The 23,132-nt window shown below is 64.5% G+C and carries 21 protein-coding genes and 3 pseudogenes; 15 read left to right on the top strand and 9 right to left on the bottom strand.

Annotated features, from left to right (window positions below):
• Positions 1–82 precede the first annotated feature (82 nt).
• The gene (locus tag ACTGJ9_RS28670) at positions 83–460 is read left to right on the top strand and encodes a VOC family protein (protein ID WP_456673804.1); all 378 of its coding nucleotides are present in this window, start codon (positions 83–85) and stop codon (positions 458–460) included.
• Here ACTGJ9_RS28670 and ACTGJ9_RS28665 read toward each other — a convergent pair whose 3' ends face one another.
• A complete protein-coding gene (locus ACTGJ9_RS28665) occupies positions 461–1,066 on the bottom strand; it encodes an LOG family protein (protein ID WP_456673803.1) in 606 nt (201 codons plus the stop codon).
• Positions 1,067–1,266: 200 nt separating this feature from the next.
• Here ACTGJ9_RS28665 and ACTGJ9_RS28660 point away from each other — a divergent pair, with 200 nt between their 5' ends.
• From ACTGJ9_RS28660 to ACTGJ9_RS28605, 12 genes and pseudogenes are all read left to right on the top strand, one after another.
• Entirely contained in the window at positions 1,267–3,222 is a 1,956-nt protein-coding gene (locus ACTGJ9_RS28660) for an ABCB family ABC transporter ATP-binding protein/permease (protein WP_456673802.1), read from the top strand.
• Between the two features lie 84 nt (positions 3,223–3,306).
• Entirely contained in the window at positions 3,307–4,005 is a 699-nt protein-coding gene (locus ACTGJ9_RS28655; protein ID WP_456673801.1) for a phosphatidylserine decarboxylase, read from the top strand.
• 87 nt (positions 4,006–4,092) lie between these two features.
• Entirely contained in the window at positions 4,093–4,974 is an 882-nt protein-coding gene (locus ACTGJ9_RS28650; RefSeq protein WP_456673800.1) for a CDP-alcohol phosphatidyltransferase family protein, read from the top strand.
• Between the two features lie 120 nt (positions 4,975–5,094).
• On the top strand, positions 5,095–5,814 hold the full coding sequence (locus tag ACTGJ9_RS28645; protein ID WP_456673799.1) for an RraA family protein: 720 nt from the start codon (positions 5,095–5,097) through the stop codon (positions 5,812–5,814).
• A 15-nt stretch (positions 5,815–5,829) separates the two neighbouring features.
• Positions 5,830–6,652 (top strand): annotated as a pseudogene (locus tag ACTGJ9_RS28640) (SDR family NAD(P)-dependent oxidoreductase).
• 219 nt (positions 6,653–6,871) lie between these two features.
• Complete coding sequence (locus ACTGJ9_RS28635) at positions 6,872–7,645, top strand: motility protein A (protein WP_456673798.1); 774 nt, start codon at positions 6,872–6,874, stop codon at positions 7,643–7,645.
• A gap of 23 nt (positions 7,646–7,668) precedes the next feature.
• On the top strand, positions 7,669–8,499 hold the full coding sequence (locus ACTGJ9_RS28630; RefSeq protein ID WP_456673797.1) for a flagellar motor protein MotB: 831 nt from the start codon (positions 7,669–7,671) through the stop codon (positions 8,497–8,499).
• A 173-nt stretch (positions 8,500–8,672) separates the two neighbouring features.
• Positions 8,673–10,571 carry a potassium transporter Kup gene (locus tag ACTGJ9_RS28625; RefSeq protein WP_456673796.1) on the top strand — a complete coding sequence of 633 codons (1,899 nt, stop codon included), beginning with the start codon at positions 8,673–8,675 and terminating at the stop codon, positions 10,569–10,571.
• Positions 10,572–10,727: 156 nt separating this feature from the next.
• Positions 10,728–12,656: a potassium transporter Kup gene (locus ACTGJ9_RS28620; RefSeq protein ID WP_456673795.1), complete on the top strand. Its 1,929-nt coding sequence runs from the start codon at positions 10,728–10,730 to the stop codon at positions 12,654–12,656.
• 171 nt (positions 12,657–12,827) lie between these two features.
• Complete coding sequence (locus ACTGJ9_RS28615; protein ID WP_456673794.1) at positions 12,828–13,154, top strand: rhodanese-like domain-containing protein; 327 nt, start codon at positions 12,828–12,830, stop codon at positions 13,152–13,154.
• A gap of 7 nt (positions 13,155–13,161) precedes the next feature.
• On the top strand, positions 13,162–14,340 hold the full coding sequence (locus tag ACTGJ9_RS28610) for an aminotransferase (RefSeq protein ID WP_456673793.1): 1,179 nt from the start codon (positions 13,162–13,164) through the stop codon (positions 14,338–14,340).
• Between the two features lie 7 nt (positions 14,341–14,347).
• Positions 14,348–15,459, top strand: a pseudogene (locus ACTGJ9_RS28605) (polyamine ABC transporter substrate-binding protein).
• A 93-nt stretch (positions 15,460–15,552) separates the two neighbouring features.
• On the opposite strand, the pseudogene ACTGJ9_RS28600 reads toward ACTGJ9_RS28605, so the two are convergent.
• From ACTGJ9_RS28600 to ACTGJ9_RS28575, 6 genes and pseudogenes are all read right to left on the bottom strand, one after another.
• Positions 15,553–16,484: pseudogene (locus ACTGJ9_RS28600) on the bottom strand (lipid A biosynthesis lauroyl acyltransferase).
• A gap of 8 nt (positions 16,485–16,492) precedes the next feature.
• Positions 16,493–17,770, bottom strand: a complete 1,278-nt coding sequence (locus ACTGJ9_RS28595) for a beta-ketoacyl-ACP synthase (protein WP_456673792.1) — start codon at positions 17,768–17,770, stop codon at positions 16,493–16,495.
• A 19-nt stretch (positions 17,771–17,789) separates the two neighbouring features.
• Entirely contained in the window at positions 17,790–18,992 is a 1,203-nt protein-coding gene (locus ACTGJ9_RS28590; RefSeq protein ID WP_456673791.1) for a beta-ketoacyl-ACP synthase, read from the bottom strand.
• Positions 18,989–19,459 (bottom strand): 3-hydroxyacyl-ACP dehydratase FabZ family protein, encoded by a 471-nt coding sequence (locus ACTGJ9_RS28585; protein WP_456673790.1) that lies wholly within the window; start codon positions 19,457–19,459, stop codon positions 18,989–18,991. Before ACTGJ9_RS28585 ends, ACTGJ9_RS28590 begins: the two co-directional genes overlap by 4 nt.
• Positions 19,460–19,469: 10 nt before the next feature.
• Entirely contained in the window at positions 19,470–19,757 is a 288-nt protein-coding gene (locus tag ACTGJ9_RS28580) for an acyl carrier protein (RefSeq protein WP_007592476.1), read from the bottom strand.
• 255 nt (positions 19,758–20,012) lie between these two features.
• The gene (locus tag ACTGJ9_RS28575) at positions 20,013–20,357 is read right to left on the bottom strand and encodes a hypothetical protein (RefSeq protein ID WP_456673789.1); all 345 of its coding nucleotides are present in this window, start codon (positions 20,355–20,357) and stop codon (positions 20,013–20,015) included.
• Positions 20,358–20,668: 311 nt separating this feature from the next.
• On the opposite strand from ACTGJ9_RS28575, the gene ACTGJ9_RS28570 reads away from it, so the two are divergent.
• Positions 20,669–21,295, top strand: coding sequence for a ParB-like protein (locus tag ACTGJ9_RS28570; protein ID WP_456673788.1), 627 nt, complete (start codon positions 20,669–20,671; stop codon positions 21,293–21,295).
• Between the two features lie 178 nt (positions 21,296–21,473).
• Positions 21,474–21,617 carry a hypothetical protein gene (locus tag ACTGJ9_RS28565; RefSeq protein ID WP_456673787.1) on the top strand — a complete coding sequence of 48 codons (144 nt, stop codon included), beginning with the start codon at positions 21,474–21,476 and terminating at the stop codon, positions 21,615–21,617.
• Between the two features lie 282 nt (positions 21,618–21,899).
• On the opposite strand, the gene ACTGJ9_RS28560 is transcribed toward ACTGJ9_RS28565, so the two are convergent.
• Together ACTGJ9_RS28560 and ACTGJ9_RS28555 are read right to left on the bottom strand one after the other, a co-directional pair.
• Positions 21,900–22,379, bottom strand: a complete 480-nt coding sequence (locus tag ACTGJ9_RS28560; RefSeq protein ID WP_456673786.1) for an MgtC/SapB family protein — start codon at positions 22,377–22,379, stop codon at positions 21,900–21,902.
• Entirely contained in the window at positions 22,376–22,954 is a 579-nt protein-coding gene (locus ACTGJ9_RS28555; protein WP_456673785.1) for a peroxidase-related enzyme, read from the bottom strand. The genes ACTGJ9_RS28560 and ACTGJ9_RS28555 overlap by 4 nt, the downstream gene beginning before the upstream one ends.
• Positions 22,955–23,132: the final 178 nt, after the last annotated feature.

The following is a 23,132-nucleotide window of genomic DNA, read 5'->3' as shown; positions in this document are numbered from 1 at the left end:
AGCAATCCAGACTGTCACCGCGGAAAGACTCTGGATTGCTTCGCTTCGCTCGCAATGACGAGGAGAGAGGGGAGCACTTGCAATGATCGACCACATCTCCGTCGGCGTCCGCGAGCTCGAACGCTCCGCAAAGTTCTACGAGGCGACGCTCGCCGCCCTCGGCCTCACCCGCCTCGTCACGCGACCGCGCACGGTCGGCTTCGGCAAGACCTATCCCGAATTCTGGATCAATCTGCGCGAGGCCATGCCGTCCGTGCCACCGGAGAGCGGCGTGCACATCTGCCTGCGGGCGAACACGACGAGCGAGGTCGATGCATTCCACGCTGCCGCGCTTGCGACCGGCGGCGGATCCGATGGCGCGCCGGGCATTCGCCCGCACGACCGCGTCCGCTACTACGCAGCCTTCGTCCTTGATCCCGACGGCAACCGGATCGAGGCGGTGACGTTTCCGCAGCAGTGATTACAGCTTGCGCGCGACGTCCGGGGCCATCTGCTTTTCCGCCTCGGCGAGCTGGGCCGCCGCCGACTTCAGCTTCGGCAGGATATCCTCGACGCGATCGGCCTTGATGATATCGACCGAAAGGCCGGCGCGGATGAACTCGGTTTGGCGCATGTGCGACAGCAGCGAGAACAGCGGCTCCCAGAAATTATCGATGTTGGCGAGAAGTACCGGCTTGGCGTGACGGCCGAGTTGCTTCCAGGTCAACTGCTCGACCAGTTCCTCCAGCGTGCCGACGCCGCCCGGCAGCGCCACGAAGGCGTCGGAACGCTCGAACATCAGCCGCTTGCGCTCGTGCATGTCGGGGGTGACGATCATTTCCTGCACGCGGGTCAGCGCATTCTCGCGCTTCCGCAGGAATTCGGGAATGATGCCGGTGACGGTGCCGCCGTGATCGAGCACGGAGGTCGCGACCGAGCCCATCAGGCCAAGCGAGCCGCCGCCATAGACCAGGCGGATGTTGTTCTCGGCGAGCGCCTTGCCGAACGCCTTGGCGCCTTCGGTGAAGTGGGGATTGGTTCCGGGACCGGAGCCGCAATAGACACAGACGGTTTTGATCGTGCTCATTGGCACCATGATGCATTGCAGCGAAGGGGCGTCAAGCCCAATCGGTGATCCGAACCACCCGCAAATCTACCGGTAAATGGCGATAAACAATCGAAGATTCGCCATCTGGCGGGGTGCGCTGGCCCCCGGAAGCTTCTATATGACGAGCGAAAACAGTTAATCGCAACGCGCCCGCATCCGGTGGGCCTCCAGGTTTTTTGATGAGCCCACCTCATACGCCAGACGTCGCCGACGTGCCTGATTCCTCAGGCGGTCCGCTGGAGCGGGCCACGCTGATGGGCACGCTGGCGCATCTGTGGCCCTATATCTGGCCGGGCGACCGCGTCGACCTGAAGATGCGCGTGGTCTGGTCGATGGTGCTGCTGCTCGCCGCCAAGCTGATCACGCTGACGGTGCCGTTCAGCTTCAAATGGGCGACGGATGCGTTGACCGGCGCCAACACCGCGCCGGTGCAGCCCGACAATTGGCACCTCTGGGTGATCGCCTCGCCATTGCTGCTGACCGCGAGCTATGGGGTGATGCGCATTCTGATGGCGGTGCTGACGCAATGGCGCGACGGCATCTTTGCCCGCGTCGCCATGCACGCCGTGCGCAAGCTCGCCACCATCACCTTCGTCCACATGCACGAGCTGTCGCTGCGCTTCCACCTCGAACGCAAGACCGGCGGCCTGACGCGCGTGCTCGAGCGCGGCCGCGAGGGCATCGAGGTCATCGTGCGCATGGTGATCCTGCAACTGATTCCGACCATCGTCGAGGTCTCGTTGCTGCTGGCCGTGCTGCTGTGGCAGTTCGACTGGCGCTACGTGGTCGCGACGCTGATCACCGTCACGGTCTACATGTATTACACCTACGTCGCGACCGAATGGCGGATCGGCATCCGCCGCAAGATGAACGATTCCGACACGGAGGCGAACACCAAGGCGATCGACTCGCTGCTCAACTACGAGACCGTGAAATATTTCAGCGCTGAGGCGCGCGAGGCGCAGCGCTACGACCGTTCGGTCGCGCGCTACGAGGAGTCGAGCGTCCACGCCTACACTTCGCTGGCCGTGCTCAATACCGGGCAAGCCGTGATCTTCACGCTGGGCCTGACCGCGACCATGCTGATGTGCGCCATCGGCGTGCGCAACGGCACCAACACGGTCGGCGATTTCGTGCTGGTCAACGCCATGATGATACAGCTCTACCAGCCCCTGAACTTCATGGGCATGGTCTATCGCGAGATCAAGCAGGCGATCATCGACATCGAGAAGATGTTCGGCGTGATCGGCCGCGAGGCCGAGATCAAGGATGAGCCCGGCGCGCAGCCACTGGTCATCTGCGCCGGTACGGTGCGCTTCGAGGACGTGCGCTTTGCCTATGAGCCGGCGCGGCCGATCCTGAAAGGCATCAGCTTCGAGGTGCCGGCCGGCAAGACGGTGGCGATCGTCGGCCCGTCAGGCGCCGGCAAGTCGACCATTTCGAGGCTGCTGTTCCGCCTCTATGACGTGTCCGGTGGAAAGATTCTGATCGACGGCCAGGACATTCGCGAGGTCACGCAGGCGAGCTTGCGCGCTTCGATCGGAATGGTGCCGCAGGACACGGTGCTGTTCAACGACACCATCCGCTACAACATCCGCTACGGCCGCTGGGACGCCGGCGATGCCGAGGTCGAGGAGGCGGCCCGGCTGGCGCAGATCGATCATTTCATCCGCATGGCGCCGATGGGCTACGAGACCCAGGTCGGCGAGCGCGGGCTGAAGCTGTCGGGCGGCGAGAAGCAGCGCGTCGCGATCGCGCGCACCGTGTTGAAGGCACCGCCGATCCTGGTGCTGGACGAGGCGACCTCGGCGCTCGACACCCACACCGAGCACGAGATCCAGGGTGCGCTCGACCGCGTGGCAAAGAACCGCACCTCGCTCGTGATCGCCCACCGGCTCTCGACCATTGTCGGCGCCGACGAGATCATCGTGCTGGATCAGGGCCGCATCGCCGAGCGCGGCACCCATGCCAACCTGCTCGCCCAAGGCGGTCTCTACGCCAGCATGTGGAACAGGCAGCGCGAGGCCGAGGCCGCACGCGAGAAACTGGCCCGGATGGCCGACAGCAGCGAGGCGCCAAACCGGGAGCCGCCGCCGGTCGAGGACGCCCTCACGGCGCAAGCGGCCGCGGAGTGAGCTTGTCTCCGATCCCAACTCTGGCCTAAACAACCCCGGTGCGCGAGACGACCCGCGCCATCAACCCCTGAGCGGCAGATAGCGATGTCCATCCTCGATCTGATCCAGCGTCAGATCCCGCCGATCCACAAAGAGGGCTATCCCTTCATCGGCGGCTTTGCGCTGGCAAGCCTCGTCCTGTTCTGGCTGTGGTCGCCGCTGGGATGGATCGGCACCATCCTCACCGTGTGGTGCGCGCTGTTCTTCCGCGATCCCGTGCGCGTGACGCCGGTGCGCGACGGACTCGTGGTGTCGCCGGCCGATGGCCGCGTCTCGATGATCACGATGGCGCTGCCGCCGGCCGAACTCGGGCTTGGCGACCGGCCGCTGCCGCGCATCTCGGTGTTCATGAGCGTCTTCAACTGCCATGTGAATCGCAGTCCGATCGCGGGCAGGGTGGATCGCATCGCCTATCGGCCCGGCTTGTTTATCAATGCCGAGCTCGACAAGGCGAGCGAGGACAACGAGCGCAATTCGCTTGTGATCTCGACGCCGCAGGGCCGGATCGGCGTGATCCAGATCGCGGGCCTCGTCGCAAAGCGCATCGTCTGCTTTGTCAGGGAAGGACAGGCGGTCGGCGCCGGTGAGCGGTTCGGCCTGATCCGCTTCGGCTCGCGTCTCGACGTCTACTTGCCGGTCGGCACCAAGGCGCTGGTCTCGGAAGGGCAGACCGCGATCGCGGGCGAGACCATCCTGGCCGATCTCACCGGAGACGACCCGAACCGCGCCTATCGCGCCAATTAACCAAGAAGCGGCTGTCGGGGGCCTTCCGCCGCAATGGCGGAGGGGAGTACGGCTTGCTATATCTCGCCTGCAGGTGAGGACGCGCCAATGACGCCTTACGACTACCGAGATCCCGACATACGCCGCCGGCGGTTCCGCCCGATCCCTGTACGGATGCTGGTGCCCAACGTCATCACGCTGCTGGCGATCTGCGCCGGCCTGACCTCGATCCGGCTCTCGATCGAGGGGCGGATGGCGCTCGCCGTCTATGCCATCGTGTTTGCGGCCGCGCTCGACGGCATCGATGGCCGCGTCGCGCGCCTGATCAAGGGGCAGTCGAAGTTCGGCGCCGAACTCGACAGCCTCGCCGACTTCGTCAATTTCGGCGTCGCCCCTGGCCTGATGCTGTACTTCTGGCAGCTGCATGAGCTCGGCAATGCCGGCTGGATCGCCGCCATGGTGTTTGCGATTTCCGGCGGTCTGCGGCTCGCGCGCTTCAACGCCACTATGGACGATCCGAACAAGCCCGCTTTCGCCGCCAATTTCTTCACCGGCGTGCCCGCGCCGGCCGGCGCCATCACCGTGCTGTTGCCGATCTACGTCGCCTTCCTCGATCTCGGTCGGGCACCGGCGGCGCTGACCGCGGCCTATACGTTGCTGATCGCCTTCCTCATGGTCTCGCGCCTGCCGGTGTTCTCCGGCAAGACCAAGCGCATGCGCGTGCCGCCCGAGCTCGTGCTGCCGGCGTTCGTCGCGGTGATCGTCTTCATCGCGATTTTGATCGCCTATCCCTGGCACGTGCTCTCGGTCGGCACCGTGCTCTATCTGCTCGGCCTGCCGCTCGGCTACAAATCCTATCGCGACCAGGCACGCGCGACGCAAGCCGCGGCGCCCGCGGGCGACGAGATCTCGTCGCCGCCCTCGGCGCCCACAATCGCTAGCCTGTCGGAGCCGCCTCACGACGACGACCGGCCCGGGCGGCTGCACTGAGCGCCCGCACGCGGATATCTGCCATGAGAGCGCCTGAGTTGGGCTGAGACCCGATCTCGGCTATATCGCCCTGTGCCGGCGGCATCATATCAATCAGCCGCCAATCTGGGAGATAACGCCGTGACCAATACCGCGACCGGGCCGCTGCCCGCTTCCGTCCTCGAAGCGCTGGGCCGCTATGACACGCCGACGATCTGCAACGCCATGGAGATCGTGGCGCCCGAGCGCCGTCTGATCGGCTACACCACCAAGCAACTGGTCTGCCCGTTCCCGGATTTGCCGCCGATCGTCGGCTACGCCCGCACCGTCACGATCTGCTCGGTGTTGAAATCGTCGCTGCCGGCCGAAGAACAGTCGAAGCGTCGCATCGAATATTACGAATATGTCGGCACCGGCCACGGACCGCGCATCTCGGTGATCCAGGACATTGACGGTCCCGACGTCGGCTACGGCGCGTTCTGGGGCGAGGTGCAGAGCAACGTGCACAGGGCGCTCGGTTGCCTCGGCGTCGTCACCGACGGCTCGATCCGCGACGTTCCGCAATGGGCTCCGGGCTTCCAGGCGCTGGCCGGCTCGATCGGCCCGTCGCATGCATGGGTGCACGCGGAGAGCTTTGGTGGCGAGGTGCGCGTTGCCGGCATGACCGTGAAATCGGACGATCTGATTCACGCCGACCGGCATGGCGCCATCGTGATCCCGCTCGACATCGCCGCGAAGCTTCCCGAGGCCGCCGAGCTCTGCGGCCGCCGCGAGACGCCGATCCTCGAGATCGCACGCAGCCCGGACTTCTCGCTGGAGAAGCTCAAGGCCGCGCTGAAGCGCTCGGCGGAGATCCACTAATCAGGGAGCAGCTCCATGGACATGCGCGGCAAGACGGTTCTGATCACAGGCTCGACCGATGGTGTCGGGCGCTATGTCGCAAACCGCCTTGCCGCCGAAGGCGCGAAGGTCCTGATCCATGGCCGGAGTGCCGAGCGCGCAAAGGCACTCATCGAGGAGATACTGAGGGCCGGCCATGCCGCGCCGACCTTCTATCAGGCCGACCTGTCGTCGATGGCAGGCACGCGCGAGCTCGCCGCGGCCGTGATGCGGGATCATCAACGCCTCGATGTCTTTCAGCAATGCCGGCATCGGCTCGCAGAGCGACGGGCCGCTGCGTCAGGAGAGCCGCGACGGTCACGAATTGCGCTTTGCCGTGAACTATCTCTCGGGCTTTCTGCTCGTCCATCTGCTGCTGCCGTTGCTGAAGGCCGCAGCACCGTCGCGCATCGTCAATGTCGCGTCGCTCGGCCAGCGTCCGATCGATTTCGACGACGTCATGATTACGAAAGGCTACAGTGGCTCGCGCGCCTATGCGCAGAGCAAGCTGTCGCAGATCATATTCACGATCGATCTCGCGGCCGAGCTCAAGGATGCCGGCATCACCCCGAATTCGTTGCATCCGGCGACGTACATGAATACCACGATGGTGCGCGCCGGCGGCATCACGCCGATCTCGACAGTGGAGCAGGGTGGTGCTGCGATCCTCCACCTGATCCAGGGCGACGACGTCGCGGGCAAGAGCGGCCTGTTCTTCAACGGCATGAACGAGGCGCGTGCCAATCCGCAGGCCTATGACGCCGATGCGCGCAGGCGTCTGCGCGCGGTCAGTCTCGAGCTGACGGGGCTGTCGTCCTGACGCGCCTCATTCAATGGTTAGCAAAGGGTTGAGATTGGTGTCGCAGAGCGGCAAAGCCGCCGTCCTTTCGCTGCGCCGCGCCGCGCCGCTCCGTCGCACCGGCTGAACTTAACCTTTACGCGGCTTTAAGGGCGGCTCTCTAGGGTTTCCGATGCGGTTCGGGGTTGGGCCGCACCATCGGCCAGGATGGCCGTTGTCGCGTACGCGTTGGAGTCTCCCATGGATATCATGACGGGCGTCGGCCTCGTGGCGGGCATTGTTGTCATCGCGACGATGATGCTGCTGGGCGGCGATCTTCACATGTTCGTCTCCGAGCATGCCATGATCATCATCTTCGGTGGATCGACCGCCGCGACCATGATCCGCTTTCCGCTCTCGGCGCTGATGCACGGCCTGCCGCTCGGCGCCAAGTTCGCCTTCACGATGAGCCGTCTGTCGGCCCATGATCTCGTCGACGAGCTCGCCCGCATCGCCGAGATTGCCCGCAAGCAGGGTCCGGTCGGCCTCGAAAAGGTCGAGACCGATGAGCCGTTCCTCGCCAAGGGCATCCGTTTCGTCGCCGACGGCTACGACCTCGATTTCATCCGCGACAATCTCGAGCGCGATCGTGACAATTTCCTCATGCATCTGGACGAGGGCAGCAAGATCTATCGCGCCATCGGCGATTGCGCTCCTGCCTTCGGCATGGTCGGTACGCTGATCGGCATGGTGCAGATGTTCGCCAACATGACCGACCCTTCCAAGCTCGGCCCGTTCATGGCGACCGCGCTGCTCGCGACGCTCTACGGCGCACTGGTCGCAAACCTGTTCTGTATCCCGATCGCCGACAAGCTGCATGGCAAGCTGTTGGACGAAGAGACCAACCGCACGTTGATCATCGACGGCATTTTGATGATCCGCGACTCCAAGAGCCCGACGCTCGTGCGTGAAATGCTCCTGGCGTACCTGCCGGAGAAGCATCGCCACGTCGAAGGCGAGCCGGTTCCGGCTTGAGGCCGGACGCCGGGATTTAGGTCATGGCCAAGAAGAAGCGTGGCGATGCACACGGAGGGGGGCACGGCTGGTTCGTGACCTTCGCCGACCTGATGGGGCTGATGATGAGCTTCTTCGTGATGCTCGTCGCGTTCTCCACCCAGGACGCCAACAAGCTGAAGGTCGTCGCAGGCTCCATGCGCGAGGCCTTCGGCGTCCAGAGCGAAGCGCGCTACGCCGGTATCATCGAATCCGACGGCCTGCCGACCCGCGCGCGGTTGAAGAACGTCGACCACATCCAGCCTGAGGAGGCCTCCAACACGCCGACGCCGGACCAGGAGGATCGCGACAGGACGTCCGGCGCCAAGATCAAGGTCGATCGCAACTTCGCGCTCGCCGCGGCCTCGCTGCGACAGGCGCTGCAGGACATGCCGGAACTGACCGAGATGTCCAAGCACATCATGTTCGAAGAGACCAAGGAGGGGCTCAATCTCGAGATCGTCGACCAGGACGGTCGCTCGATGTTCGCGGACGGCTCCAAGGTGCCGTACGACCGCACCCGCCGCCTGATCGAGAAGCTCGCGGTTCCCCTCAAGGCGACCCCGTTGCGGGTCTCCATCGCCGGGCACACGGCGGCCGGCTTCGTGCCGACCCGCAGCGATTACGGCGCCTTCGACCTCTCGGCCGACCGCGCCAACGCCGTGCGCCAGATCCTCGAGCGCGAGGGCTTGCCGCCGTCGCATGTCTTCGCCGTCGCCGGCAAGGCGGACACCCAACCGCTGTTCCCGGACGATCCGTCGCTGGCGGCGAACCGCCGCGTCACCATCACCTTGATGCGTGAAGATCCGCCGCTGCCGCCCAACTTGAAGCCCTAAACTTCTTGCGCTACCATTTTACCTGAGGCTATTCGTCGCGAAAGCGACGAACGTGGCCTCGCCGTCACAGCATCTCGCTTCGCGCCTGCTATGGTGGGGAGCCGATTGACAGGCGGGCCGGAACCGTCAAAAGGCGCCGGATCAATTCCAGGTACGAAGCGTTTTCCACCCTCATGACGGCGAGCATCACATCGACCGAGACCCAGGAAGGGCCGGTCACCTCCGGCTTTTGGTCCCTCACGCTCGGGAGCATCGGTGTCGTCTTCGGCGACATCGGCACCTCGCCGCTTTACGCGTTCCACGAGGCGGTCAGGGGCGCGGCCCACGGCGAGCCGGTGACGCGGATCATGGTGCTCGGCGTGCTGTCGCTGATCCTGTGGGCGCTTCTGATCGTCGTCACCGCTAAATATGTCCTGCTGCTGCTGCGGGCCGACAACAACGGGGAGGGCGGCACGCTCTCGCTGATGGCGCTCGGCCAACGCGCATTGGGGCGGCGGAGCTGGTTCCTGCTCGCCCTCGGCGTGGTCGGCGCCTCCATGTTCATCGGCGATTCCATGATCACGCCGGCAATCTCGGTGCTGTCGGCGGTCGACGGCCTCAAGCTCGCGACGCCGGCGTTCGAGCATTATGTCGTGCCGCTGACGGTGCTGATCCTGGTGCTGCTGTTCGCGGTCCAGAGCAAGGGGACCGCGCTGGTGGCTTCGGCCTTCGGGCCGGTGATGGTGATCTGGTTCACCGTCCTGGCGGTGCTGGGCGTCATTCACATCGCCGACGATCCGTCCGTGCTGGCCGCGATCAATCCCTATTATGCGTTCCAATTCCTGCTCTCGCACGGCACCATCGGTCTGGTGACGCTCGGCGCGGTCTTCCTCGCCGTAACTGGCGGCGAAGCGCTCTACGCCGACCTCGGCCATTTCGGCCGCAAGCCGATCCAGTCGGCCTGGATGTTTTTCGTGCTGCCGTCGCTGCTGATCAATTATTTCGGGCAGGGCGCACTGGTGTTGTCCGATCCAAGTGCGATCGAGCATTCCTTCTATCGCATGGTGCCGGAGCATCTCTTGCTGCCGCTGGTCGGCCTTGCAACCGCAGCCACGGTGATCGCGAGCCAGGCGGTGATCACCGGCGCCTATTCGCTGGTCTATCAGGCGGTGCAGCTTGGTCTCTTGCCGCGCTTCGAGGTGCGCTACACCTCCGAGAGCCATGCCGGTCAGATTTATTTGCCGCGCGTCAACCGGCTGCTGCTGATTGGCGTGATGCTGCTGGTGCTGTTGTTCCACACGCCCAGCAATCTGGCTTCGGCCTATGGCATCGCGGTCTCCACCACCATGGTTGCCGATGGCATCATGGGTTTTGTGGTGATCTGGAAATTGTGGAACTGGCGCGCCGCGACAGCCGCGGTCGTGATCCTGCCCTTCGTCATGGTCGACATGACCTTCTTCAGCGCCAACCTGCTGAAGCTGCTCGAAGGCGCCTGGGTGCCGCTGCTGTTTGGTGTGGCGATGGCAGGGACGATCTGGACCTGGCGGCGCGGCACCGGAATTCTGATCCAGAAGACACGGCGGATCGAGGTGCCGCTGGACGATCTGATCCGCAGCCTGGAGAAGCGGCCGCCGCACATCGTCAAAGGTACCGCGGTGTTTTTGACCAGCGATCCCGCCTTCGTCCCGACCGCGCTCCTGCACAATCTCAAGCACAACAAGGTGCTGCACGAGCACAACGTGATCCTGACCATCGAGACCGCGCACACGCCGCGGGTCGATCTCTCCGAGCGCTTCAAGATGGAGAAGATCAGCGAGAAGTTCTCCAAGGTCCGCTTGCGCTTCGGCTTCATGGAGCAGCCGAACGTGCCCAAGGCGCTCGCGATCGCGCGCAAGCAGGGCTGGCAGTTCGACATCATGTCGACGTCGTTCTTCGTGTCACGGCGCTCGCTGAAGGCGTCGGCGCAGTCGGGCATGCCGCTCTGGCAGGATCACCTGTTCATCGCGCTCAGCCGCTCGGCCAATGACGCCACCGACTATTTCCAGATTCCGACCGGGCGGGTGGTTGAAGTCGGAACCCAGGTCACCATCTGAAGCTTCCATCGGACCGCAATTGGCGGACCTATGTGGATTTTGCATGCCAATGGCCCAAAATCGGGCTAGGCTATGCCATCAGCGCGGGACTATAAGCCGCGCGCGCTCCTCCGCCGTTGTGCAGTGAAGCATTTTTTGAGGCCACCAGGCTCTCCCATGACAAGTGACATAGCAATTCCCGCCCCGGAAACGGCGGCGGCCAATGGGCATGGAGACGCCCACACCACCGCCGGTTTCGGTGCGCTGACGCTCGGCAGCATCGGCGTGGTCTATGGCGACATCGGCACCAGCCCGCTCTACGCGTTCCGCGAGGCGGTGATGGCGGCCTCGGGCGCGGAAGGCGCGCCAACCTCGGCGGCTGTTCTCGGCGTGGTGTCCCTGATCCTGTGGGCGCTGATCGTCGTGGTGACGCTCAAATACGTCGTGATCCTGCTCCGCGCCGACAACAACGGCGAGGGCGGCACGCTGGCCTTGATGGCGCTGGCCCAGCGCGCGGTCGGCACCGGCGGGGCGACCATCGTCCTGCTCGGCATCATCTCCGGCGCCCTGTTCTACGGCGATGCCGTGATCACGCCGGCGGTCTCGGTACTCTCGGCCCTCGAAGGCATGAAGGACGTCACGCTGCGGTTCGAGCCCTATATCGTCCCGCTGACCGTGGTGATCCTGGTCGTCCTGTTCGCCGTGCAATCGCGCGGCACTGCCCGCGTTGCGGCGTTCTTCGGACCCGTGATGTGCGTCTGGTTCGCGATGATCGCGGTAGCGGCGATCCATCCGATCATCGCGCAGCCGCAGGTGCTGTTCGCGTTGAACCCGTTCTACGCGGTGTCCTTCATGTTCCACCACGGCATCATCGGCTTCGTGACGCTGGGTGCCGTGTTCCTGGCCGTGACCGGCGCCGAGGCGCTCTATGCCGACCTCGGCCATTTCGGCAAGCGGCCGATCCAGACCGCTTGGCTGTTCATCGTGCTGCCGTCGCTGGCGCTGAACTATCTGGGGCAGGGCGCTCTCGTCCTCGGCGATCCCGGTGCGATCGAGAGCCCGTTCTTCCAGCTGTTCCCGCAAGGCGTCATTCGCGGCTGCATGGTCGTGCTGGCCACGGCCGCCACCGTCATCGCGAGCCAGGCCGTCATCACCGGCGCCTATTCGCTGACGCGGCAGGCGATCCAGCTCGGGCTGTTGCCCCGATTCGAAATTCGCCATACCTCTGAAGCTCATTCCGGCCAGATCTTCATCCCGCGCATCAACCAGCTGCTGCTGGTCGCCGTGATCATGATGGTGCTGCTGTTCCGCTCCTCCAGCGCACTGGCTTCGGCCTACGGGATCTCCGTGACCGGCACGATGGTCGTCACCGGCTTGATGGGCTTTATCGTAATCTGGAAGGCCTGGAAGTGGTCGCCATGGTGGGCGGCCGCCCTGATCGCGCCGTTCCTGTTCCTCGACCTGACTTTCCTGGCTGCCAATTTGCTCAAGGTGTTCGAGGGCGGCTGGGTGCCGCTGGCACTCGGCGCACTCATGATCCTCATGATGTACACGTGGCGGCGCGGCAGCCGGCTGCTATTCGAGAAGTCGCGCAAGCTCGAATTCCCGCTCGCCGACCTGGTGGCGATGCTGGAGAAGCGGCCGCCGCAGCGGGTGCCCGGCACCGCGGTGTTCCTGACCAGCGATCCCCTGAGCGCGCCGACCGCGCTGATGCATAGCCTGAAACACTACAAGGTGCTTCACGAGAAGAACGTCATTCTCACCATCGAGACCGCGCAGACCCCGCGCATCGATCCGGCCGAGCGCGTCAAGCTGGAGCAGATCAGCCCGACCTTCTCCAAGGTGACGCTGAAGTTCGGCTTCATGGAATCGCCCAACGTGCCGAAGGCGCTGGCGATCGCCCGCAAGCTCGGCTGGCAGTTCGACATCATGTCGACCTCGTTCTTCCTGTCGCGGCGGGCGCTGAAGCCCGCCGCCCATTCCGGCATGCCGCGCTGGCAGGACCGGCTGTTCATCTCGCTGAGCCGCTCCGCCAACGACGCCACCGACTATTTCCAGATCCCCTCTGGCCGCGTGGTCGAGGTCGGCACGCAGGTGACGATTTAAGGCTGACGGTCCAGAGGCTGGATTCAAAGCGCGCTTCAAGCCGCTGCGATTTAGCTTTAACTTGCGCAAGGCAGCTCAAGCCTTTGTAGCGCTTGATTTTCAGTGCCTGAGAGGCGAGGTTGCCCGGCGGCCGGGTTCGACCGGCAGCCGCCCGCGACGTTGGAGGATGATGTGGCAAATCAAGTACAGGATCTGACCCCCGAGGAGGTTTCCAAGGGTGTCGCGGAGGGCCGCTATCTGGTCGTCGACGTTCGTGAGCCGAACGAGGTCGAGGCCGAAGCCTACCCTTATGGCGTGGTCGTGCCGCTCTCGACCTTCGATCCCACGGCGATTCCGGATACGCAAGGCAAAGAGGTCGTGTTTGCCTGCCGCTCGGGCAAGCGCTCGGTGACCGCCTCGCTCGCGGCACAGGCCGCGGGCCTGCCTTACGACAAGCATCTGGCCGGCGGCATGCTCGGCTGGAAGGCGGCGGGTCTCCCCAGCAAGGTTGGTGGCTGACGTCGCGATGACCAAGAGCTCTTCGCTGAACAAGGTCTTCGCCGACCTTCCCGTCACCATCTTCGAGGCGATGTCGCAGGCCGCGCGCGACAACAACGCCATCAATCTCGGCCAGGGCTTTCCCGACGATCCCGGCCCTGAGGACATCCGCCGCGCCGCGGCCGACGCCTCGCTCAACGGCTACAACCAGTATCCGTCGATGATGGGCATTCCGGAGCTGCGCCAGGCGATCGCGACCCACTACGGCCATTGGCACAACCTCAAGCTCGATCCGATGAGCGAGGTGATGGTGACCTCCGGCGGCACCGAGGCGCTGACCTCGGCGATCCTGTCGGTGGTGCAGCCCGGGGACGAAGTGGTCTGCTTCCAGCCGGTCTATGATTCCTATCTGCCGATCATCCGTCAGGCCGGCGGCATTCCGCGGCTCGTGCGCCTCGAGCCGCCGCATTGGCGGCTGAACGAGGACATGCTGAAAAGTGTCTTCAATTCAAAGACCAAGGCGGTGCTGTTCAACAATCCCTTGAACCCCTCTGCGGTGGTCTATCCGCGCGAGGACCTCGAACTGCTGGCGCGCTACTGCCAAAAGTTCGACGTCATCGCGATCTGCGACGAGGTCTGGGAGCACGTCACCTTCGACGAGCACAAGCACATCCCGCTGATCACCATCCCCGGCATGCGCGACCGCACCATCAAGGTCGGCTCGGCCGGCAAGATCTTCTCGCTGACCGGCTGGAAAATCGGGTTCGTCTGCGCCGCACCGCCGCTCTTGCGCGTCGCCGCCAAGGTACACCAGTTCCTGACCTTCACGACCGCGCCGAACCTCCAGGCCGCCGTCGCCTATGGCCTCGGCAAGCCCGACGAGTACTTCCTGTCGATGCGCCGCGATCTGACCCGGAGCAGGGACCGCCTGACCAAGGGGTTGGAGAGCCTCGGCTTCCCCGTGCTGAAGTCGCAGGGCACCTACTTCCTCACCGTCGACCTGTCGCCGCTCGGGCTCAACGAGAGCGATGCCGAGTTCTGCTGGCGGATCGTGAAAGACTACAAGGTCGCCGCGATCCCGGTCTCGGCGTTTTACGAGCAGGACCCGGTGACCTCGGTGGTCCGCTTCTGCTTTGCCAAGAAGGACCAGACGCTGGACACCGCGCTGGAGCGGCTGTCCGACGCGGTGCGCGGACGCAAGAGGTAGATTTGAGATGACGAACGTCAGCCGCGTCAGCCTTTGCCTTGGTTTTGCAATTGCCGCGGCGCTGACATTGCTCTCGCCTCCCGCGGGCGCCGAAGAGCGGGTCGTCAACTTCTACAACTGGTCGAACTACATGGCGCCCGACGTCCTCGAGGCCTTCACGAGGAGACCGGCATCAAGGTGGTCTACGATACCTTCGATGCCAACGAGACGCTGGAGACGCGATTGATGGCCGGCAAGTCCGGCTACGACGTCGTGGTGCCCACCGCCTATTTCCTGCAGCGCCAGATCAAGGCGAACATCTTCCAGAAGCTCGACAAGTCGAAGCTGCCGAACCTCGCCAACGCCTGGCCGATGGTAACCAGGAATCTCGCGACCTACGATCCCGGCAACGAGTTTGCCGTGAACTATATGTGGGGCACGACGGGCATCGGCTACAACGTCGCCAAGGTGAAGCAGATCCTCGGGCCCGACGCCAGGATCGACAGCTGGGACATCGTCTTCAAACCGGAGAACCTCGCCAAGTTCAAAGACTGCGGCGTGCACATGCTCGACTCCGCCGACGACATCTTTCCGGCGGCGCTGAACTATCTCGGGCTCGATCCGAACTCGATCAAGCAGGCTGACCTGGAGAAGGCCGCCGATCTCGTTGCCAAGATCCGTCCCTCGGTGCGGAAATTTCACTCGTCCGAATATCTCAGCGCGCTCGCCACCGGCGAGATCTGCTTCGTGGTCGGCTGGTCCGGCGACATCATGCAGGCCCGCGCACGTGCGGCTGAAGCGAAGAGCGGCATCGAGATCGGCTATGCGATCCCGAAGGAGGGCGCGCAGATGTTCTTCGACAATCTGGCGATCCCAGCGGACGCGAAGAACGTCAGCGAAGCCTACGAGCTGATCAACTATCTCTATCGCCCCGAGGTTGCCGCCAAGAACTCGGACTTCCTGTCCTACGCCAACGGCAACCTCGCCAGCCAGAAGCTGGTCGATCCGAAAATCCTGAACGACAAGAACATTTATCCGGACGAGGCGATGCTCGCAAAACTGTTCGTCATCACCGCCCGCGATCCCGCCACCCAGCGCATCATCAACCGGCTGTGGACGAAGGTGAAGACGGGGCGCTGAGGGCCGCCCCCGTCATTGCGAGCGAAGCGAAGCAATCCAGAATCTCTCCGCGGAGACACTCTTCGTCGCGTCGCTCCTCGCAATGACGCGTAACTACCGCCACCTGCGGTGCAGCCACAACCACTGCTCGGGATGCTCGCGCACCCAGCCTTCCACCACGTCGGTGATCGCCTGCGTCGTGGCCTGGATGTCGATCTTGCCGTCGGCGTCGCGCACCGGCGGGATTTCTTCGGTCAGCTCGGCGGCGAAGCGGCCGGCAGGCTTGCGGATGACGCGCACGCCGTGGATCGGGCATTCGACCTGGCGGAGCAGGCGCGCCAGCATCGGATTGGCGCGCGTCTTGCGGCCGAAGAAGGTGACCTCGACGCCGCCGGTCAGATACTGGTCGATCAGCATGGCGACATGCTTGCCGTCCTGCAGCGCCTGCGCGAGCCGCAAGGGCGCGTCGCGGCCCGCGGGGATCAGCGTGCCCATGTTGACCTGGCGCATCTCCTGGATGATGCGGTCGGCGGAGGCGATGTTCGGGCGACGGTAGAGGATCGCAGCGTCCAGCCCATGCGCGACGGCGGCGATCGCCGGCAATTCCCAATTGGCGAGATGGGAGGTGAAGATCAGCGCCGGCTTGCCGTCGTCCCTGATCTGGTCGAACAGCTCGATGCTGCGCTTGGGCAGCTCGACCCGGCTGTTCTCGGGATGGGCGCGGTCGTAATCCCAGACGTGGTCCATGTGGGCGAACTCGGCGCCGACCCGGCCGAGATTGTCCCAGACGCCCATCAGGATCTGCTCAATCTCCTCGGGAGACTTCTCTGGAAACGCCGCGGTGAGGTTGGCGCGGCCGATGCGGTGCTCGCGCAGGCGCGGGCCGATCAGCTTGGTGACGCGCGCAAAAAGTCCGAGGTCTTGACCGGATCGAAATAGCGCGTGGTGCGCAGCATGCCGACGGTGGCAGCCCCGATCAGGCCGCCGCCGATCGATTTGGCGGCTTCCCGCGCGCGGGCCTTCGTGCTCGCAGGAAGCAGCGCCATGCGTCCGGTCAGGCCGGTTCGCGGGTCAGGATCAGCGAGGCGTTCTGGCCGCCGAAGCCGAAGGAATTCGACATCACAGCCGTGACGCGGGCGTCGCGCGCCTTGTTGCCGACCACGTCGAACAGGATCGTGGGATCCGGATTGTCGTAGTTGATGGTCGGCGGAATGCGCTGATGCTCGAGCGTGAGCAGCGAGAAGATCGCCTCGACCGCGCCCGCGGCCGAGATGGTATGACCCACCATCGACTTGTTGGAGGTGACCGGAATCTTCTGCAGGAGATCGCCGAACACGGCCGATGTCGTGTTGTACTCCATCTTGTCGTTCTCGGGCGTCGCGGTGCCGTGCGCGTTGATGTGGTCGATCTGGTCTGGCGTCATGCCGGCATCGGCCAGCGTCTTGTTCATGCAGCCGATGATCGGCTTGCCATCGGGAGACGAGCGGGTGCGATGGAAGGAATCGGTGAGCTCGCCGCAACCGGCGATGACGCCGAGGATTTTTGCGCCACGCGCGGTCGCCGCCTCATAGCTCTCCAGCACCAGCGCGCCGGCGCCTTCGGCCATGACGAAGCCGTCGCGGTTCTTGGAGAAGGGGCGGGAGGCCGCCTGCGGCGGATCGTTCTGGGTCGACAGCGCCGAGAGCAGCGAGAAGCGCACCAGCGCCTCCGGATTCACGGTGCCGTCGGTTGCGACGCACAGCGCGGCATCGGTCTCGCCGCGGCGGATCGCCTCGACGCCGAGCTGGATCGAGGTGGCTCCGGACGCGCACGCCGTCGACAGCGAGATCGGCGAGCCCTTGGTGCCGAAGGCCTCGGCAAGATGGGCGGCCACCGAGCCGAACATGAAGCGGTGATGATAGGCGCTGTACTTGCCGCCGCCGGAGATGCGCAAGAGATCGTCATAGGTGAAGTCGGGCGCGCCCACGGCGCGGCCAAGCTCGCGACGCTGCGGCCACTCGACCTCGACCGGCGCAACCGCGAGGAAGAGGGGACCCGGGAAATCGCCCTTGGCGCCGATGCCGGCCTGTTCGAGGGCTTCCTGGGTGACAAGTTCCGCCATGCGCTCGGAGAGGCCGGTGGAGGAGAACGGATCGACGCTGACGAAATCGACGGTGCCGGCCATCGTGGTCTTCAGGCCGTCGATCGGAAAGCGCGTGATGGTGCGAATGCCGGATTCACCGGCGACCAGCTTCGACCAATTGTCGGCCTTGCCGGCGCCGAGCGAAGTCGTGATGCCCATACCGGTGACGACGACAACGGGACGCCCGAGTTTGTCGCGTGGTGCAGTCATGTGTCCCCCAAGCAATGAGCTAAACCGCCTCGACCAGCGCCATGCCTTCGCCGCGCCAGTGTCCGGCTCCCACCACGACAATCTGGGTGGGCGCCCCCTGCATTTCAATCTCGGTTTCGGTCGTATCGTTCGGCGGGAACAGCGCGCCGCGCGAGATCGCGAGCGCCGCGAGCGCAATGCCGAGCGGGAATTGCGTTTCCATGGTGTGCCCGAACATGGTGCCGGTCGAACGCACCGGAAAGTCGGCGTGCTTCTTCAGGAACGTGCGCTCCTCCGACGTCGCCGGCTCCGCGCCGGTTGCGCCCGAGATAATCGCGCCCTTGCCATCGCGCTTCGGCAGCTTGGCCCAGAGCTTCTCCAGCGTCGCTTCCATGTCGCCGCCCTGCTTGCGGCGGGCGAGGTCCGTCACGACGCTCGACAGCTTTGCGAACGGTCTTGCGCCGCGCGCTTCCGCGTGCGCCTTCGACTCCAGCACCAGGAAAGCGCCGGCCGAGCCGAGCGCGAAGCCGGCGTGGTCCTTGCGCGCCCACACGGGAGCGAACTTGTCCTTTAGATTGAAGTCGCCGAATTCGTAGAGGACCATGAGGTCCTTACGCTCGCCGTTATGCGAGCCACCGACGAGTGCAATGTCGCTCTCGCCCGAGGCGATGCGCGACAGCGCGATGCGCGCGGCATCGGCGCCCGCAACCTCTTCGCCCATGAAGGTGCGCGAGGTGCCGCCGAGACCGTTGACGATGGCAATGTTGCCGGCGAGCAGATTGGACAGCTGGGCGAGAAAGAGCGTCGGCCGGAGATCGCTCATCAGCCGCTCGTTGAGGAAGCCGGGCGCATTGGCGCCCTTGGCTTCGGCGGTCAGGACGCCGGTGTCGACGTTGAGATCGCGCTCGCCGCCGCCGGCGGCCACGACCATGTCGATCTTCGACAGGATATCCTTGTTGCCCTTGATGCCCGCCGAGTCGAGCGCGAGGCCCGCGGCGTAGACGCCGATGCGCTGCCAGGCTTCCATCTGGCGCTGGTCGCCCTTCTTCGGGATCTGGCTGTCGAAGGTAACAGGCAGCAGCGGGTGCACGATGAAAGGCGCAAAGCCCTTCTCGTCGACATTGATGCGCTTCTCCTGGAGCGCGGCCCAATTGGCGTCGAGACCTTCGCCGAGCGAGGTGGCAAGACCAATGCCGGTGATCCAGACTTCCGTCTGGTCCGGCTTCGAAGCGGTGTCGGTCATGGGGAGACGGCCTGTTGCGGAAAGCCGATGCGCTTGGCGAACGAATCCATATAGCCGCGCATATCCGCATTGGGGAAAGGAATCTGCGTGAAGGTGAGCGCCGAATTCGCGCGCAGCTTGCCGCCGACCCTGATCTTGGCTTCGGTCATGGCGTAGCCCGAACCTTCGTGGACGAGGCTCGCCTCGATGCTCATGAGCTCGCCGGGTAAAACCGAGCCGCGCACCTTGGCCTCCTTGACGGCGGCCAGGATCGGCATGCGCTCGAACTTGAGCACGCCGAGCTGAAGCCAGCCCGAGGCCTGCGCCATCGATTCGATCAGGAGCACGCCGGGCATCAGCGGATAGCCCGGGAAGTGCCCCTCGAAGATGGTGCTCTCCTTGGGAACCTGGGCCTCGACGACGATCTTCTTCTCGTCGACGTTGAGGTCGACGATGCGATCGATCATGTGGAAGTATTCGAGTTGCATGATCGCCCGATCAGGCGCTCGCGCCCTTGGCGGCAACCAGCTCGTCGATGCGCGCGCACAGGTTCTTCAGCACGAAATATTGCTCGGTGGTCGCCTTGCCGTCGTTGACTTCCTGGGTCCACTTTTCCAGCGGCAGCTTGATGCCGAACTGCTTGTCGATCGCGAACGCGATGTCCAGGAAATCGAGGCTGTCGATGCCGAGGTCATCGATGGCATGGCTATCCGGCGTGATCGTGTCGCGCGGGATGTCGCAGGTTTCAGCGATGATCGTAGCGACCTGATCGAATGTGGAGGACATCACTAAGCCTTTGATATATTGTTGGTATTTGTCAGGTGGTCCAGAGTGGAACGGCGGGCGGGCATCGCGCCCCGAGTGACGCCCTCACCCCCTCTGGCCGGGTCGAAAGCCCGTATATCGGAGCGCCGCCCCGAGTTCAATGGAGCCGGACCGGGTGGGGACAGGTCTGGGGACGCCGGTCCGGGAGCCTAGCTGGGAGGACCTGCCGGCTTCCGGCGCCAAGGCCGTCGACACGACCTGTCGACAAGGCCCTGCCTAGATGTGCGGCGTCGTCACCTTGACGCAGTCCCGCCGGCCCATCAGCACGCAATCCTGGGTCCGGCGCATATCGGCGATGCTGACGGCGAGCCAAATCCCGATCGCGGTCAGCGCGATGGTGAAGGCGAGCGCGGCGATATTGGCGAGCATGCGATGGCGGAAGTCGTCCGGCTGATCGCGGGGCTGTTCGTAACGGGACAGATCGAGCGGTTCGGGAGTGGTTGCGTGCAGCGGCTGTACGATGCCGCCGCCCCGGTGGATCACCGGGGAGGGCGTCGTGCGCGGCCTGAACTGGAGCACCCGGTGCTCGTCATCCGAGGTTATGGGCCGCTGGGATGTCATGGGGCGGCAATTACTCCGAAGCAGCGATTTTTAGATAGCATAGGCGACACGGGGGTTGCAGAAAATCTTCTCAACGCGCACGTGCATTGCGCATTCGCACCATCCTCTGATCATTTTTCGCGCGCCGTCTTGCGCGCCGCGACGATTGTCGGAGCGGGTTGTCATCCCGGCGCCAGGGACGCGCGAGTTGCGCTGCAACAACAGCCAGAGCAACGGTGCTGTCCGCGCCGAATGCATGTTGCCGCCACAAGGCCCATGGCATAATCGGGAACCCAGACCACTGGCTGGCACCAGATGAGAGGCCGTCGATCATGACCCCCAACGCGCGCGAGCCGAGAGTGCACCCGGTGTCGATCCTGTCGCTTCGGCCGACGCAGATGACGGTCGGCATGCGCGAGGTCAAGGAGAAGCGCAGGCGCTGGCGCGAGCACGGCAAGAAGAAGCAGTCCGACCTGCTTGGCACCCATATGATCCCGGTCGTCGCCGGGCCGGACGGGCGCTACTACGTCATCGATCACCATCATCTCGGCCGCGCGCTGCATGACGAGGGCATCAAGCAGGTGCTGATCACGGTGGTCGGCGATCTCCGCATGGTCGACCGCGAAGCGTTCTGGGGCGTGATGGACAACAAGCGCTGGGTCTATCCCTACGACGCCAAGGGCGAGCGCCGTCCGTTCCGCGATCTGCCGAAATCGGTCGCCGACCTCAAGGACGATCCCTACCGCAGCCTTGCCGGCGAGCTTCGCCGCATGGGCGGCTTCGCCAAGGACACCACGCCATTCTCCGAGTTTCTCTGGGCGGATTTCCTGCGCCGCAAGCTGACGCGCAAGGCGGTAGATGCCGATTTCGACAAGGCGCTGGAGAAGGCGCTGGCTGCAGCGAAGAGCAAGGATGCGATCTATCTGCCCGGCTGGTGCGGCCCGGCGTCGGACGATTGAGGCGCGGGCGCTCGCATCAGTCGCGCCCTTGTCAGTCGCGACCCTTATGAGTTGGTCAGGGCCCGCGGCCCGAATTCGATCACAGCCGCTTGAGCGACATCATTTTCCGCGCCGACGAAACCGTCCTGAAACAGAGCTAGCCCATCTGTTGTGCTTCGAGCTCACACAGGAGGCGAAAATGCGCCGTCTGGTTTTCGTAATTGCCATGCTCGCAGTGGCTTCGGCCGGAATCTCTGCCTCGTTTGCCGCAGTTTACCAGGCCAGGGCATTGACCTTCGCCGAGCGGTTTGCGCCGGCGCTTCCGCTGATGGTGAAGCACTAGCGACATCGCCTTTCCGTGCCGCAGGTAATATCCCGGCGGGATCACTTCGGATGTTGCGGGGCGCGAGGACAGCAATCGCTCCATCTTGAGGCCGCTTCGCCGTTGCTTTGAGCGGACATCCTTTACGACTGCCGGTGTCGCCGGCGTCGGGAGCACTGCTGTTCATCATGCCTCTCAGGTCCGAGCGGCAATCGAACCAGCGACCACCGCAAAGCACTGTACTGGGAGCAATTATCAGCGCTTCAGACCGATATGCGAGCGGAAGATTTGAGCAAAGGCCGCTTACGTTTGCCGATGGTCCTCGTGTGGCTCGGCCTTGCCGCCGAGCATGCGATGCACGCGGCGCTCGATACGGAGGCCGACCGTGAGCAAGACGAAGGCCAGCGCCAGCGCAACCGCGACGATCTTCCATTGCCCGTCACCGCAGACCACGCCAAGGCAGGCGGCAAGGAAGGTGCAGGCGGCGCTGGTCAGGCCGCGGACACGAAACCGCTCGCTCTCATGGACGATGACGCCGGCACCGAGGAAGCCGATGCCGGTGAGGATGCCCTGGATGACCCGGCTCGTCGCATCGGCGGCCTTGCCGGGCTCCGCGAGTTGCAGTGCGAGCAGCACCATTGTCGCGGTGGAGAGGCCGACGATGCCGAGCGTCTTCAGCCCGATCGGCTTGCCATTCAGGTCGCGGTTGAGCCCGATCGCGCTGCCCGCAAGCGTCGCAACGCCGAGGCGCAGCAGGATTTCGGGCCAGTCGAGTTCCGTCATTTTTTCGGCAGACGTCCCATCAGGTAGAATTCGTCGTTCGGCCGCATGCCCGTGAAATTCGCCAGCCGGTTCGACAGCGCGAAAAAGGCCGAGATCGCGGCGATGTCCCAGATGTCGTCGTCGCTGAAGCCATGGGGGCCGAGGCTTGCGAAATCCTCGTCGGCGATCCGCTGCGCGTCCGCCGAGATCTTCATCGCGAAATCGAGCATCGCCCTCTCGCGCGGCGTGATGTCGGCCTTGCGGTAGTTGATCGCAACCTGGTCGGCGATCACGGGATTTTTGGCGCGGATGCGCAGGATCGCGCCATGGGCGATCACGCAATATTGGCACTGGTTGGCCGCGGAGGTCGCCACCACGATCATCTCACGCTCGGCCTTGGTGAGCCCGCCGTCCTTCTCCATCAGCGCGTCGTGATAGGCGAAGAACGCGCGGAACTCGTCGGGCCGGTAGGCCAGCGTCAAAAACACGTTGGGCACGAAGCCGCTCTTTTCCTGCACGGCGAGCAGACGCGTGCGGATGTCGTCAGGAAGTGTGTCCAGAGCGGGTGCGGGGAAGCGTTGCGCGGGCTTTGTCATGGGCATGGATTCCGGCTTGGGGCCGGCAACCATAGTCGAAGCGGGAGGCGGGCTCAACGTGCCCCACGCGCGCTGTCATCGCCCGATTTAATCGGGCGATCCAGTATTCCAGAGACGGAAGTGATTGAATCGAGAGGCCGCGGCGTACTGGATGCCCCGGTCAAGCCGGGGCATGACA

The sequence above is a fragment of the Bradyrhizobium sp. RDM12 genome (assembly GCF_051917485.1).
Lineage (GTDB): Bacteria > Pseudomonadota > Alphaproteobacteria > Rhizobiales > Xanthobacteraceae > Bradyrhizobium.
Note: the sequence above shows the minus strand (reverse complement) of the source record. Positions and strands in the feature narration are given on the sequence as shown.